We start from the raw sequence: 13,790 nt of genomic DNA, 5'->3' as shown, positions 1-13,790 counted from the left end.
TCTAGAATTTCATCTGTTTTTTCAAAGATTCTATTGCTGAAGGTACATCAGGAACAACTTCAAAGAGTTTTAACAGGGACTTATCAGCAAATCCCTGTTCGATGGTATTGTTTAATTGATCATGAATGCCCCTAGCCCAATTATCGACATTTACAATGATGATCGGTTTATTGTGGAGTTTTAGATAGCGCCAAGTAAGTATTTCAAAGAATTCGTCAAAAGTCCCGATACTTCCAGGCATAATCAGATAGGCATCTCCTTCGTCATAAAGAATCTTTTTTCTGGAATGCATATCTTCGGTAATGGTTAAATCATTTACACGAGAATGTTGTCCCTCTTTTTTGATAAGGAATTGCGGGATAATACCTTTGACGGATCCACCAAGGTCAATCATGGTATTTGATATTATTCCCATCAAACCCACACTGCCTCCTCCAAAGACAAGTCGTAATTGATTGTGAACAAAATGGCTTGCCAATTCTTTTGCCGCCTGAATGTAGATGGATTTGTTTCCGCATTTTGAACCGCAGAAAACGGTAATTGAGTAATTGTAATGAGTCATGAAATTTTCTTTAATATATCATTGTTAAATAGAGGCTGTTTTATTCTGATAATATAGCCCATAGGTTAACAGAACACTACAAAAAGCAAAAAAACTGGCTGACAAATAAAGATAATCATATCCAAGATGACTTTGGATTAGACCCAGTAGGGGACCGGAAATAAAAAGGGCCATATCCAGAAATAAAGAAAATGAGGCAAGGGCCGCCCCTTTATTTTCACTACTGACTTTTGATATGGCAATAACACCCAAGGCTGGATAGATGAGTGAAAAACCACATCCTGTCAAGGCTGCTCCGATATATGCACCAATTATTGAGGTTTGTGTGGCAAGCAGAAGAAGACCAATGGTTTCTGTAATTAGGGAGATGATAGAGACAATATAACCACCATATTTTAAAAGTGAATTTTTGAAAATAAATCGGATCATGACAAAGGAAACGCCAAAAATTGTCAAGGCAATGGCAGATCCTGTCCAGTGGTTGCTAATAAAATATAAGGCAATGAAAGTTTGAATACTGCCAAATCCGATAGTTGATAAACCAAGACAGCAGCCGTAAGCTGAAATTCGTTTGAAAACCTTGGTAAAAGGTAAACGTCTAGCGGTTGAAACGGGAATGATGGCTGGATAGGTTGATGCTAGAAGCATTGATGCTGAAGCCAGAATGACAGTAAGAATAGAAAATCCAGATAACCCACCAATAAAACCGATGGGCTGTGAAGCAAGATAAACCCCTAAGGGGGCACCAATGGCCATGCCGCCATAAGTGGTTACGCCATTCCATGATATGACATGGGTTGCGTTTTCAATTCCTACCCTGCCGATATTCCAGACATTAACACCTGTTGATGCCAAGCTTTCTGAAATACCCATGCAAAAGCGGCCTAGAAGGATGATTATTAATGCCATAAGAGGTTGATGGGTAAACAATAAAGCCAAAATTGTCAAAAGTCCCCCGCATGCACTAATTCCCAAACCTATAATGACTGCACTTTTGGCCCCTTTGATATCCAGCCATTGACCCGCTCCCGGGCGACTTATAAAGGTGGCAAGATAGGCTGCGGAAACAGCAATTCCGGCAATTATACTATTATATCCGAGTTGTCTGTGAACAAATACAGGTATTGTAGCCAAAGGCATACCGATATTTATGAAACATACAAGATTAAAAATGGCCGCGGCAAGAATCTTTAATGTAATGGGTTTTGGTTTCAGATAGGATAAAATCATTATTGGTTATTAAATAAAAAAGTATCTCTTTAAAATAAAATTTTATAATAATAGGAGTTTATTTTGCAATCAATTCTTTGCAATGTTGATCATAGGATAACAGAATCTCTTGATCGTTTATTCGAATTTTTACGCATTCCAAGTATTTCAGCTATTCCAAGCTATAACCAAGACTGTCGAAAGGCAGCACAGTGGTTGCATGATTACTTGCGTAATATGGATTTGGATGTGCAGATTTGTGAAACTGGGGGACATCCAATCGTCATGGCAAATTCTCCTGAAATAAAGGGAGACCCGCATGTTTTATTTTATGGACATTATGATGTACAACCTGTCGATCCACTGGAATTATGGGAAATACCACCTTTTGAACCTTGTATCCGAACCGACGCAACAGGAAAAGAGGTTATTCATGGGCGTGGATCATCAGATGACAAAGGTCAAATTCTTACTTTCCTGGAAGCCTGTCGAGCGATTTATATGAAAGACAAGCAATTTCCATTGAATATCACTTTTATCTTGGAGGGTGAAGAGGAAAGTGGAGGAGAACATTTACCTATCTTTTTAGCGCAACAGAAAGAAATCTTACATCCTGATATTGCTTTTATTTGTGATACGGATATGGCTACTCCGGATGTGCCAGCAATCACTGCCATGGTTCGTGGCTTGGTTGGGGAAGAGGTTACCGTTTACGCGGCTAATCGGGATTTGCATTCGGGATTATACGGAAATGCCGCTCAAAACCCCATTCAGGTTTTGGCTGAAATTATTGCAGCATTACGTGATAATACAGGAAGGGTCACCATTCCAAATTTTTATGAAGGGGTGCCTGAAATTGCTGAAACGATTCGTCAAAAATGGCAGGAAATTGGTAAAACCGATAGTGAACTGCTTCATCCAATCGGTTTGCAATATCCGGCGGGTGAGATTGGATTCAATGCCGTTGAACAGACATGGTGTCGTCCTTCGTGTGAAATCAATGGAATTACGGGGGGATATGAAGGACCTGGCTTTAAAACGGTTATTCCAGCTCAGGCTTCAGCCAAAATTTCTTTTCGCTTGGTTGGGGAACAGGATCCAATTCAAATTCGGAAAAATTTTCGGCAGTTTGTAAAATCGAGAATACCCGAAGATTGTAAAGTTGAATTTGTTTCCCATGGTGTTTCAAATGCAAGTATGGTTTCCCTTGAAGGAAAGAATTTAAGTAAAATTAGTCAAGCGCTCGAAGATGAATGGCTTCATAAAACAGCCATTATTGGCAGTGGAGGCGCCATACCTGTGGTTAATGATTTACAGCGTGAATTCGGAATAGAATCTTTTTTAATCGGGTTTGCAAATGCTGATGATTGCATTCATTCCCCGAATGAAAAATATAATCTTCGTTCATTTCATAAGGGGATACGATCTTGGATTCGAATTTTATATGCGTTGGGAGACTAGTTTTGAAAAATTTCCTGTAATGGTGATAGATAGGTGGTTAATTTGACGCGTAAAGGCATTAAATAAACATTTTGGTTTGTTTTTTTGATCATTTGTAAGGCTTTTTTTGCAAAATCAATGTTGGCCTGTAAACTTGTTTCAAAATTATGTGGAAAGACAACTTTGTTGGTAATTTCCCAATATGATTTCGATTTTGGTCCAATGACAGGTGACAAACCCCAGAAAACGGTTTTGTTGTGTAACCAATCCATACAGAGTTCAAGCATTTTCTCATCAAAAATGGGTTGTGTAAAAAAACCACTGGCTCCCGCTTCTTTTTTTGACAGGACATGTTCAAGTTCTTCCTTGGGAGAACGACGGTATGGGTCAAAGGCAGCATACAATTTCAGATTTGGGAGTTCCCTTCGATATCGTCTTAAAATGCTTTCAGTTGAATTGGGATATGTATGTTTGTTGAAATCGGAGGGAGGGTCTCCCTGAATAACCAGAATTTCTTGTAAATTATTGATATCATGGCCGGGCAATGGAAGATCGGGATTAATATCAATTGCTCTTATATGAGGAATGGAACGTGTATAATATGAAGAGGTAATCTGAAAAGCGTTCCAGCTTCTTAAAGAAAAACGCATGAGATCTGGAATATTGATGCTGTCGGCAATTGGAAAACATTCCTTGACTTGTTTCATATCATTAATGATATGATTTCTATCTCTAGGAATTAACTCTACCGAGATTCGTGTCATAACGAATTCCTTGTAATGAAAATGAGTGGATTTGAAATAATAGATTCAATTTTTTTAATGTTTAAATTGTTAATATAAAAATAAAATAGAATAAAGTTAATTTAGTTAGATGGTTGCGACATATTTAAAATGTATGATGATGGTTGCTGCGTTTCATCATTTGCCTTCCTCTGTTTTACCGGCAATACAACGTGTGGAGGGTGGGGCTCCTAATCTTGTCTCCAATAACAAGAATGGCACGCAGGATTTGGGGGTAATGCAGATCAATACACGTTGGATTGTTCCATTGATGGAAACAACGCATGAAACCGGTCAAGTCATCTATCAACGATTAAAACAGGATAATTGTTATAATATAGCCGTGGCGGGGGCGATTCTTAAATTGTATCTTGCAGAGACAAATGGAAATTTAATGCAGGCGATTGGCAATTATCATTCTCATACACCTGAATTAAACAATCATTATCAGTTTCAAATCATTCAAGCCTCTTATTTGAACAATAATTTTTCAATAAGGAGAAAAAAAGCTGGAAAATATCTCTCTCCTTATCAGCATCGTTTAATGAATGTAAAAAAAAGAAGAAAATTTAAAAAGAAAACCGTTAGAAACTGATTATTTATCTAGTTTTGAATTTATACAAAAATCAGCCTATCCGCTTATACTATTACCATGTGCTACGCGTTGAGTTTTAACTCTCGGACTTCGTTTTCGAGAGGATGCTACAGATGAGTTTTTTGGTTTTACAGTCGTTTTCTTGTTTGGTAATTTTGTTTTAATCTCAGATACGGCATTCAAGGTTAATTTATCATAGGATGCAGTTTTTTTATCTTGCAATTGCTGGGGAGGTTCTGAATCACTGATTTTAAAACTTAAATTAATTTCAGATTTAGATTGTGGGTTGGGTTCGGTGGCAACCATATACGGAATATCGGTCCCGGTTGATAGTTCCGTGCTTACCGTTGTAGAAGGTATAGGTGGTTGATCAGAAGCCCTGGGCAATCTCCCTTCCGCGGCACCATACATTATATAATGGATAAAAGGGTTAATAGTGCTTGCGGCAACGTCAGGATAGGTATTCAGATAAAAGGTGGTATTAAAAAAACGGTTAGGATTTCTTCCCTCTCGAAATCCGAAAAACAGATAATGTTCAACAGGATCCGCATTGGCGGCTGCAATATCTGGATAGGTTTTTAAATACCAGGCTGAATCAAACAGTAAAGAGGGAAAATCAATTTCAGTCATTTTAATTGTTCACTTAAATATTATATTAGCAAGTTTTAGTTTCGTTTATAGAAAACAATCTAATAAATTGTAAACCGCTTTTAAATGATTTAGTTATTAATATTAATCAAGCGGTTTAAGAAATTATTGTTATATTATTGCAATAATTATAATAAGAAATAGTTCTGGTGTAAATTATTTTATCGTATTTCTTGCTGCTTGTAATGTATTATGCAACAAACAGGCAATAGTGACAGGACCGACACCACCAGGGACAGGTGTAATTTTTGCAGCTTTACCCAAAGCCTCTTCAAAAGCGACATCACCTATCAGTTTGGTCTTGTTATCTTTTGTCGTGATACGGTTTATGCCGACATCTATAATAGTCGTACCTTCACTGATCCATGATCCCTTAACGAGCTCACTGCAACCAGTCGCAACAATAAGAATGTCTGCTTGACGGGCAAGTTTTTCAGGATTGCGTGTATGAATGTGGGCAATAGTTACAGTGCAACCTTCTTGTAATAAAAGTTGTGCCATGGGTTTGCCCATCAAGTTTGACGCTCCAATAATGACTGCATGTAATCCTTTCAAACTGGAAAGTTCTTTTTGCAATAACATTAGACATCCAAGTGGGGTGCAGGGTATAAATCCGTCTTTATGTCCAAGCGCAAGTTTTCCTGTATTATAGGCTGTCAAGCCGTCAACATCTTTATGAGGGGTGATTGCCTGAATAATGGTGTCTGCATTCAACCCTTTTGGAAGAGGTAGCTGTACGAGAATTCCATGAATATTAGGATCTTTATTCAATCTTGCAATTAGATTCAGGATTTCTTCTTGTGTGGTTGTTTCAGGAAGAAGATGCATGAACGAACGCATTCCCACCCTGTGTGTCTGTTTTGTCTTGTTTCTGACATATACCTCGCTGGCAGGGTCATTGCCGACCAAAATGACGGCAAGACCAGGGGTTACATTTTTTTCCTGCTGCAGCAGCTTGACTTCCAGAGCTATTTTCTGGGTCATGTTTGCGGCAAAGCCTTTGCCATCAATTAATTGCGTTTTCATAAGATATCAGTGACCTTTATTATATTCAACTGGTTTTGGGGAAAGATAAAATCATATTGTTTCTTTTGTATTGTTTGCCCTGATGTCCCATTCATTGGCGATTGCTGCAATAATTCCATTACCCAAAACACTTGTTGCAGTTCTTGCCATATCAAGAAACTGATCAATTCCGACAATTAATAGCAGTCCAGCTTCGGGTATTCCAAAACCTGGCATGACAGCGGCGAGCATTACCATTGAGGCGCGTGGAACTCCTGCGATGCCTTTACTGCTGATCATCATGACCAGGAGCATCATGATTTGTTTTTCAATGGGCATATGAATACCATAGGCTTGTGCGATGAAAATGGCGGCAAATGAAATGAACATCATGGTTCCACAAAGGTTAAAGCTATAGCCTAAGGGAACGACAAAGCTAGATATTTTGGGTGGAACACCGAATTTTTCAAGTTGTTCAAGTAATCTTGGAAAGGCAGACTCACTACTGGCGGTTGCAAATCCCACCATTACAGGTTCGGCTATGAATGGAAGAAGTTTAAACACTTTTTTTCCCATCATGAAATAACCAGTTCCAATCAAAATAATGAACATGACGAGAATGACAGCATAAAACTCGATTAAAAACAGTCCATAGCTTTCAATTACATGTAATCCATTACGGGTTGCTATTGAAAGAAGTGAAGCAAAGACAACCAATGGTACAATAATCATGACCATATCGGTGACTTTCAGCATAACTTTGCCTACTCCATCTGTTACATCTCTTACCAGTTGACATTGTTTGTCAGGTAAAGCGGCTAAAGACAAACCGAAAAAGACAGCGAAAACAACCAACTGTAACATATCGTTATGAGCCATTGCGTCAATGACACTATCAGGAACGATATGAAGTGTAAATTTAATAAGGTCAAAATGATAAATTGCATGAGATTCAGAGACAGGTGGTAAATTATGCGTAAAATTCTTGCCTGGCTGGATGATATTGGCGGCAAGCATTCCAACACCCAAGGAAACGATAGAGGCACCGATAAACCAAAAAATAACCTTGATCCCGATGGTTTTTATGGTTTTAGTATCTTGAACGTTCCCAATCCCGGCAATAAGCGTGGCCAGAACCAGAGGTGCCACGATCATCTTTATCAGGCGCAAAAACAAATTGACAATTAATTCAGACAAGGTCAGAATAAAATTTGATAACGTTATTGAGCCATTTGCTGACTTATAGATAATAACATCTCCAAAAGCATGACAGATCAACCCAAAAACAAGTCCCAAGATCATGGTGGAACCAATTGTAACCGCATGTTTGACAAAGGTACGTGATGTAGAAGGGTTATTATATTGGAGCTGGGTTTCTGCCATACTTTATATTTCCTCAAGTCATAAATTACACGATTAAATCTTTTTTTAGGTAACGAAGGAAGAGAGAGTCAAACTAATTTTTTACTACGTAACAAACAGAATGCAGCGATTGTGACCATACAAGTTATTTGTCCGGTTTGAATCATTTCCTCGAATTGAGTTAACGGGATTGTATGACAGGTCATATGCAGTTCTGTCTCTTCGCGTTTCGGGGAATGTTGTGTTAAATCAGTGGCAAGGAAAACGTGACCTTTTTGGGTTGAATAGCCTGCCCCCTGATATAATATACCTCCATGTACCATATTGGCGGCACGCAAACCTGTTTCTTCCTCCAGTTCTCCGGCAGCAACCATCTCGGGGGTGGCATCTGGTTTTAATTCCCACATTCCCATCGGCAGTTCCCACATAAATTTACCCACAGGATATCGGTATTGTCGAATAAGGGTGACTATTTTAATTCCCTCATTATTAATATGCAGTGGTAAAATAACAGCGAATTCGTTTCGTTCTACAACACCAAACATGCCTTTTAACCCGTTGGGATAGCGTATGATATCCTCACGGATTTTTAGCCAACGGTTTTCATAGGCAATACGTGATGATTCCGGAACAATCCCGCCTGGATCTGCTTGACCAATAATTTTTTTGTCCGTGTCTAGTTTTTGGGGCATTGTTGTATCCATTTTTGTAGGGTTTCTTAATTTTTGTTTTTCATGGTGGATTTTTTTTCTTTCCATAATTCTGCGAAATCAATGGGTTGCAAAAGAATAGAGGGTAGATTGGATGTGCGACTTATATTCAGGATGATATTGCGAATTTCTGGAAATAATAATTCTGGAGCATGTATCATCAACAATTCTTCTATATTGGCAGCCTTTAAAGTGGGAAGGGTCACAACTGCACCATATTGTAAGTCAATTTCAAAAATAGAAGTTGGTTCATCATCATCTTCAAGTTGTTTTTGGCTGGTACAATTTAGGATAACGATAATTTCGAATTGGGGGTAATCCTTTTCAATTTGCTGGGCATTGACATTAACGGTTACGGTAATGTCGGATTTTGGAGATACCTTAAGAAAAACTTTGGGTGTATTAAAAATTTTTACGTTTAATTCTCGAATATATTCAATGTTGGTGACTAAATCCTTAACTGGGATGATAGGTAAAAAAAATGTTTTTTCTTCATGTTGTTTATTAGACATTGAGCATTCTCTTTTAAATTAAATATTTATAGGTATAAAATTATTAATAAATTGAATCGAAAGACCTGTTTATAAAATCAAATTGTTTTTTTTGAAAGTTTTTTTGAGGAAAGCAAAAAACCGAATACAGGCAAAGGTTGCCAATTTTTTGGAATCTCTGATTGGTGAATCGGGATTGTCAAATATTGTGGTACGGGTTGTTCATGATTGACTAGTAAATGTCTGTAGGCAGTAATTTCCTGTTTCCGCCATTCACAATCCTGATATGCTTTTTCATAAGAATGATAAATATTAGCGATGTATCGTTTGTTTCCGATATAAAAAATGTTGGCCCATATTTTGTTCTTTATTTTTTTAAATGAAACAACTTCATGCATAGCTTTTTGATTTATATAAGAAAAAACGATTTATCTTTTTATAACTATATGGTTATTTTTTGTTTTTTTTAAATTATTATTTTAAATGTTTTTTTTATCTGGATTAAAATTCCTTATTTATGTAAGGGTTTGTGTATTATATACTGGTCATATTCATAATGTTTGATTATGGTTGGGTTAGGGAGATCATATCGTGTTGCGATTAATTATCGTTGTACCATTCCTGGTACTTTTAATTATCTTTTTCTTGTTAAATATGACGCCTGTGCCAATGAATTTCTTTTCTGCTAATTGGCAAAGTTCTGTTGGAATGATTGTATTGCTGGCTGGAATCATTTCTTTTGCGATAGGAGCTTTAACAGTTTTCACCTCCTTGGTCAGTCAATGGAAAAGAGCCAGAAAGGCAGAACAGAAGATACGTGATTTGGAAACACAGTTAAATGAATTGCGGGCCCAGTATATAGCCCTGACTCAACAGAATACAACGCAGCAGGGAACAGGACAGAATGGGGCCCCAGTTCCAACAGCAACGTCTGCCTTTTCCCCTGCCGGGGTTGAACCTTCGCAACAGAATTCAGAAGAATAGATTTATTTCCACATATTATAATAAATAATTGATAGATCACTTAAGAAAAATAATGACAAAAACCGGCTTGATTCTTGCGATTGACACAAAAGATTATGATTTGGCTGAGCAATGGGCTCAAATTGCTGATTTAACAGGGCAAATGATTAAAATAGGTATGGAGTTTACCTACGCTTGCGGATTTGATGCGGTAAGGAAACTGGCTAGGGGTCGGCAAGTTTTTCTTGATCTGAAACTGCATGATATTCCCAATACCGTTGCATCCGCAATTGCCAGTTTGGTTTCTGTAAAACCAGCCATGTTGACTATTCATACGTTGGGCGGAAAAGACATGATTAAAGCCGCACGTAAGGCAATAGATGTCAATTTTCCTGATAATCAGAAACCGTTATTACTTGGGGTTACGGTTCTGACCAGTATGGATCAGGAGAATTTAAATAGTGTAAATCTTCATACGACACCTCTTGAACAAGTAATGAAACTGGCAGGAATGGCTTTGGACGCTGGTGTCGATGGTCTTGTTTGTTCATCTGAGGAAGTTGCAACTTTGCGTAAGATTTATGGAGATAAAGTTGTATTGGTGGTGCCGGGAATAAGGTTGGAAAATGCCAAAACAGATGATCAAAAGCGAATCATGACACCCGCGTTGGCACATAAGGCGGGTGCAAATTGGATTGTAGTGGGTCGGCCAATAACACAGTCAGCTAATCCACAACAGGTTGCTGAGGAAATCATTTGTCAGTTACAAGATTAATTTTATGGTTTCTATCAAGATATGTGGTGTAAGAGAAACGGCGACTTGTGATTTATTGTTAAAATTACGGGTCAATTGGGTGGGATTGGTTTTTTATCCAGCATCTCCGCGTTTTTTATCTGTTACCCAAGCGAGACAGTTGCCTGATTATGGTAAGGAAGGTCTGTTAAGGGTTGGTTTGTTTGTTAGGCCAAAATTAGATGATATAAAAAGAATTCTTGACAAGGTTCGGCTGGATATTCTGCAACTTTATTGTTCTGACAAGCAGGCGGCAATTATTCGAGAGGAAATCGGTCTGCCAGTTTGGTTGGCAAAGGGGGTTAAAACGCGTGATGATTTGCTTGAACCTTGCCAAGTTGATGGAATAGTGATTGAGGCGCCATTTTATGAATCGGATACAAGACCGGGCGGTAATGGACGCAAGTTTGATTGGTCCCTGACTAAAAACTGGAATCCGGCAAAGCCATGGTTGCTGGCAGGTGGATTAACGCCCGATAATGTGCAAGAAGCCATTCAGCAGTCAGGTGCAGAGGCAATTGATGTCTCATCAGGGGTTGAATCTGTATTGGGGAAAAAGGATCCAATCCTAATTCAACATTTTGTAAAAAATGCCAGACAAGAATATAATTGCGAATAATTATTATTGAACCTGAAATGCCCATTATGGGATTATTTCAAGAGAGTGTGTATCCTTCCTCTTCAATCGCTTTTTTGAGTTCATTCTCATTGACCGAACCGGTGATTTTTAATGTTCCGGTTTTCAAGTCGACATTGGCCTCCTGAACATCTGGAAGGGCTTCAACGGCTTCTTTTACAGCGTGGACACAATGTTGACATGTCATTCCTTCGACATGATATATTTTCATGATGAAAATCCTATTTAGTTAATGACTATGAAAGTTGATTATTATAGCATGTTTTATATTTTATACTAATTCTTATTTGCATACCGATAAAGTGTAGGATTGGTCGATCATGTCTGCAGCATTGGAAAATAAAGAAATTGATTTTGTAATTCGTGGAATGACATGTGCATCTTGTGTCAGACGTGTTGAGAAAGTCATTAAGCGTGTTGCAGGAGTTGAAGATGTCAATGTGAATCTGACATTGGAACAGGCCAGGGTAATTCCTAAACCAGCTATCCAACAACAAAATTTAATTGCTGAGATTGAGACGGCTGTCACAAAGGCTGGTTATCATGCGGAATGGCTTGATCCCGGTCATGCAGCTATCAACCTGAATGGGGATCGTGATGAAAAGGATTTATATCATTGGATTATCGCGGCCTTATTTTCCGCACCATTATTGGGTTCAATGATTGCTGGCGGTTTCAACCATCATTGGATGCTTCCAGGCTGGGTTCAGTTTTTATTGGCAACTCCTGTGCAATTCTGGTTGGGAAAACCATTTTATATTGCTGCTTATCGTGCGGTAAAATCAGGAAATGGAAATATGGATTTGCTGGTGATACTTGGTTCAGGTACCGCCTGGATTCTGAGCACATGTTTATTGCTTTCCTGGTTGTTGGGTTATTGCAAGGTTGAGCCTGATCTTTATTATGAAAGCGCCTCATTGATTATAACCTTTATTTTACTGGGACACTGGTTGGAAAAGCGGGCAAGATATAAAGCCGCTGATTCAATTAGGGCATTACAGGCTCTGCGTCCTGATACAGCTTGTAAACTTGTTGATGACAAAGAAATATCAGTTCCCCTCGATCAATTAATGGTTGGTGATCAGGTTGTTGTTCGTCCAGGTGAAACAATTCCTTGTGATGGTGTGGTCATACAGGGTGAAAGTGCGGTTGATGAGTCGATGCTGACTGGGGAAAGCCTGCCAATCGAGAAAAAAATTGGGGATAAAGTTACTGGTGGTTCATTAAATGATAATGGGCGTTTATCAATTAAGGTTGAAAAAACCGGGAGACAGACAAGATTGTCCGCTATTATCCAATTGGTTGAAAATGCACAAGCCTCCAAGGCGCCAATCCAAAAAATGGTGGATCGGATAAGCAGTATTTTTGTACCTGTTGTTATTATTCTAGCATTATTAACCTTTCTGGGTTGGTGGTTGATAAACGGTCTTTTTGTAATAGGGTTAATGCATGCCGCTGCCGTATTGGTGATTGCCTGTCCTTGTGCATTGGGTTTGGCAACGCCGACAGCTTTAGCCACTGGATGCGGGGCAGCAGCTCGTTCTGGTATTTTAATTCGTGATGCTGAAACTTTAGAGAGAGCGGTGCATGTCAAAAAGGTGGCATTTGATAAAACAGGAACCTTAACAGAAGGAAAACTGTCAGTCGTTTCAATTGTTTCCTTATCCGATTTTTCAAAAAAAGAAATTCTCTATCATGCAGCCAGTTTGTCTTTATCAAGCGAACATCCCTTGGCAAAGGCACTGCTATCTGAAGCCTCCTCTTATACTATTTCTTTAAAACAACCAGAAGAATTCCGGGTTATAAAAGAACAGGGACGTGGTGTCATGGGAAAGATAAAAGAACGGGTTTTCTTATTGGGCAATCAGCGGATGGTTGAATCGCATGGGTGTAAAATTCCTGATGTGCCGTCAGAAATTCGATCATCAACTTTATCCTGGCTTCTTGAGAAGATGCAAGATTCCTATCGTTTATTGGGTATTGTAGCTTTTGAGGATCATGTACGGTCTGGTTCGGTAGAGGCGGTTCGACGATTGAAAGAGCATTCAATCCAATCAATTATGTTGACGGGGGATAATGAAGCTGTCGCCAAAAAAATTGGTAATATATTGAGAATAGATGACGTTAAAGCGAATCTGACACCAGAAGATAAACAACAGTTTATCAAGAAACATGGTTCAAAGGGTATCGATCATCAGTCAATTGCCATGGTTGGAGATGGAATAAATGATGCTCCGGCCTTGGCAGAGGCGGATCTTGCCATTGCAATGGGCGAGGGAACGGATGTGGCGGCCGAGGTGGCTGGGATCGTATTGATGCGGAATAATCCTGAATTGGTCGCTGATACGTTGGATATTGCCAAAAGAACTCGTCAGCGTATCAAGGAAGGGTTGTTTTGGGCGTTTATCTATAATATTACCGGTATTCCTTTGGCAATGCTCGGATTTTTAAATCCGGCTATTGCAGGGGGAGCCATGGCTTTAAGTAGCGTATGTGTTGTTATGAACGCTTTAAGGTTATTACGCTGGAAAGCAAGAATCTAGATAAGATTTCCAAAATTCAAAATCTTAATTCTTATAGTAGTGTTGTTAAT

General features: G+C 38.7%; 16 protein-coding genes. 6 read left to right on the top strand and 10 right to left on the bottom strand.

Features of this window, described 5'->3' with window-relative positions:
- Window position 1 precedes the first annotated feature (1 nt).
- Both GM552_RS07910 and GM552_RS07905 read right to left on the bottom strand, forming a co-directional pair.
- A complete protein-coding gene (locus GM552_RS07910) occupies window positions 2–562 on the bottom strand; it encodes a TIGR00730 family Rossman fold protein (RefSeq protein WP_155566003.1) in 561 nt (186 codons plus the stop codon).
- A 24-nt stretch (window positions 563–586) separates the two neighbouring features.
- On the bottom strand, window positions 587–1,792 hold the full coding sequence (locus GM552_RS07905) for an MFS transporter (RefSeq protein WP_155566002.1): 1,206 nt from the start codon (window positions 1,790–1,792) through the stop codon (window positions 587–589).
- 63 nt (window positions 1,793–1,855) lie between these two features.
- Between GM552_RS07905 and GM552_RS07900 the strand changes: the two genes are divergently transcribed.
- On the top strand, window positions 1,856–3,232 hold the full coding sequence (locus tag GM552_RS07900; RefSeq protein WP_155566001.1) for a dipeptidase: 1,377 nt from the start codon (window positions 1,856–1,858) through the stop codon (window positions 3,230–3,232).
- On the opposite strand, the gene GM552_RS07895 is transcribed toward GM552_RS07900, so the two are convergent.
- The gene (locus GM552_RS07895; RefSeq protein WP_155566000.1) at window positions 3,229–3,975 is read right to left on the bottom strand and encodes a methylenetetrahydrofolate reductase; all 747 of its coding nucleotides are present in this window, start codon (window positions 3,973–3,975) and stop codon (window positions 3,229–3,231) included. The two genes, GM552_RS07900 and GM552_RS07895, sit on opposite strands and share 4 nt — an antisense overlap.
- Window positions 3,976–4,084: 109 nt before the next feature.
- Between GM552_RS07895 and GM552_RS07890 the strand changes: the two genes are divergently transcribed.
- Complete coding sequence (locus GM552_RS07890; RefSeq protein WP_155565999.1) at window positions 4,085–4,588, top strand: lytic transglycosylase domain-containing protein; 504 nt, start codon at window positions 4,085–4,087, stop codon at window positions 4,586–4,588.
- A 36-nt stretch (window positions 4,589–4,624) separates the two neighbouring features.
- On the opposite strand, the gene GM552_RS07885 is transcribed toward GM552_RS07890, so the two are convergent.
- From GM552_RS07885 to GM552_RS07860, 6 genes are all read right to left on the bottom strand, one after another.
- Window positions 4,625–5,218: a hypothetical protein gene (locus GM552_RS07885; RefSeq protein ID WP_155565998.1), complete on the bottom strand. Its 594-nt coding sequence runs from the start codon at window positions 5,216–5,218 to the stop codon at window positions 4,625–4,627.
- 174 nt (window positions 5,219–5,392) lie between these two features.
- Complete coding sequence (gene folD, locus GM552_RS07880; RefSeq protein WP_155565997.1) at window positions 5,393–6,262, bottom strand: bifunctional methylenetetrahydrofolate dehydrogenase/methenyltetrahydrofolate cyclohydrolase FolD; 870 nt, start codon at window positions 6,260–6,262, stop codon at window positions 5,393–5,395.
- A gap of 51 nt (window positions 6,263–6,313) precedes the next feature.
- The gene (locus tag GM552_RS07875) at window positions 6,314–7,624 is read right to left on the bottom strand and encodes a dicarboxylate/amino acid:cation symporter (RefSeq protein WP_155565996.1); all 1,311 of its coding nucleotides are present in this window, start codon (window positions 7,622–7,624) and stop codon (window positions 6,314–6,316) included.
- 68 nt (window positions 7,625–7,692) lie between these two features.
- On the bottom strand, window positions 7,693–8,295 hold the full coding sequence (locus GM552_RS07870; RefSeq protein ID WP_155565995.1) for an NUDIX hydrolase: 603 nt from the start codon (window positions 8,293–8,295) through the stop codon (window positions 7,693–7,695).
- Window positions 8,296–8,321: 26 nt separating this feature from the next.
- Window positions 8,322–8,825 carry a protein-export chaperone SecB gene (locus GM552_RS07865; RefSeq protein WP_155565994.1) on the bottom strand — a complete coding sequence of 168 codons (504 nt, stop codon included), beginning with the start codon at window positions 8,823–8,825 and terminating at the stop codon, window positions 8,322–8,324.
- Window positions 8,826–8,902: 77 nt separating this feature from the next.
- The gene (locus tag GM552_RS07860; RefSeq protein WP_155565993.1) at window positions 8,903–9,202 is read right to left on the bottom strand and encodes a hypothetical protein; all 300 of its coding nucleotides are present in this window, start codon (window positions 9,200–9,202) and stop codon (window positions 8,903–8,905) included.
- Window positions 9,203–9,395: 193 nt separating this feature from the next.
- On the opposite strand from GM552_RS07860, the gene GM552_RS07855 reads away from it, so the two are divergent.
- The 3 genes from GM552_RS07855 to GM552_RS07845 are packed head-to-tail and all read left to right on the top strand — an operon-like array spanning window position 9,396 to window position 11,179.
- A complete protein-coding gene (locus GM552_RS07855) occupies window positions 9,396–9,788 on the top strand; it encodes a LapA family protein (RefSeq protein ID WP_155565992.1) in 393 nt (130 codons plus the stop codon).
- Window positions 9,789–9,840: 52 nt separating this feature from the next.
- Window positions 9,841–10,542, top strand: a complete 702-nt coding sequence (gene pyrF / locus GM552_RS07850) for an orotidine-5'-phosphate decarboxylase (protein WP_155565991.1) — start codon at window positions 9,841–9,843, stop codon at window positions 10,540–10,542.
- Between the two features lie 4 nt (window positions 10,543–10,546).
- A complete protein-coding gene (locus tag GM552_RS07845; protein ID WP_155565990.1) occupies window positions 10,547–11,179 on the top strand; it encodes a phosphoribosylanthranilate isomerase in 633 nt (210 codons plus the stop codon).
- Between the two features lie 37 nt (window positions 11,180–11,216).
- Here the strand turns inward: GM552_RS07845 and GM552_RS07840 are convergent, their stop codons facing one another.
- Window positions 11,217–11,408, bottom strand: coding sequence for a heavy-metal-associated domain-containing protein (locus GM552_RS07840; RefSeq protein ID WP_155565989.1), 192 nt, complete (start codon window positions 11,406–11,408; stop codon window positions 11,217–11,219).
- Window positions 11,409–11,517: 109 nt separating this feature from the next.
- Between GM552_RS07840 and GM552_RS07835 the strand changes: the two genes are divergently transcribed.
- On the top strand, window positions 11,518–13,740 hold the full coding sequence (locus GM552_RS07835) for a cation-translocating P-type ATPase (RefSeq protein WP_155565988.1): 2,223 nt from the start codon (window positions 11,518–11,520) through the stop codon (window positions 13,738–13,740).
- Window positions 13,741–13,790: the final 50 nt, after the last annotated feature.

The sequence above is a fragment of the Commensalibacter sp. ESL0382 genome, from assembly GCF_009725775.1.
Lineage (GTDB): Bacteria > Pseudomonadota > Alphaproteobacteria > Acetobacterales > Acetobacteraceae > Commensalibacter > Commensalibacter melissae.
The sequence above is the reverse complement of the archived record's forward strand: the minus strand, read 5'-3'. Positions and strand labels throughout refer to the sequence as shown.

Coding starts and splice junctions, on each gene's coding strand:
- GM552_RS07905 (WP_155566002.1), bottom strand. CDS start 1,792: ATGATTTTATCCTATCTGAAACCAAAACCCATTACATTAAAGATTCTT.
- GM552_RS07835 (WP_155565988.1), top strand. CDS start 11,518: ATGTCTGCAGCATTGGAAAATAAAGAAATTGATTTTGTAATTCGTGGA.
- GM552_RS07885 (WP_155565998.1), bottom strand. CDS start 5,218: ATGACTGAAATTGATTTTCCCTCTTTACTGTTTGATTCAGCCTGGTAT.
- GM552_RS07875 (WP_155565996.1), bottom strand. CDS start 7,624: ATGGCAGAAACCCAGCTCCAATATAATAACCCTTCTACATCACGTACC.
- GM552_RS07865 (WP_155565994.1), bottom strand. CDS start 8,825: ATGTCTAATAAACAACATGAAGAAAAAACATTTTTTTTACCTATCATC.
- GM552_RS07860 (WP_155565993.1), bottom strand. CDS start 9,202: ATGCATGAAGTTGTTTCATTTAAAAAAATAAAGAACAAAATATGGGCC.
- pyrF (WP_155565991.1), top strand. CDS start 9,841: ATGACAAAAACCGGCTTGATTCTTGCGATTGACACAAAAGATTATGAT.
- GM552_RS07870 (WP_155565995.1), bottom strand. CDS start 8,295: ATGCCCCAAAAACTAGACACGGACAAAAAAATTATTGGTCAAGCAGAT.
- GM552_RS07840 (WP_155565989.1), bottom strand. CDS start 11,408: ATGAAAATATATCATGTCGAAGGAATGACATGTCAACATTGTGTCCAC.
- GM552_RS07890 (WP_155565999.1), top strand. CDS start 4,085: ATGGTTGCGACATATTTAAAATGTATGATGATGGTTGCTGCGTTTCAT.
- folD (WP_155565997.1), bottom strand. CDS start 6,262: ATGAAAACGCAATTAATTGATGGCAAAGGCTTTGCCGCAAACATGACC.
- GM552_RS07910 (WP_155566003.1), bottom strand. CDS start 562: ATGACTCATTACAATTACTCAATTACCGTTTTCTGCGGTTCAAAATGC.
- GM552_RS07895 (WP_155566000.1), bottom strand. CDS start 3,975: ATGACACGAATCTCGGTAGAGTTAATTCCTAGAGATAGAAATCATATC.
- GM552_RS07845 (WP_155565990.1), top strand. CDS start 10,547: ATGGTTTCTATCAAGATATGTGGTGTAAGAGAAACGGCGACTTGTGAT.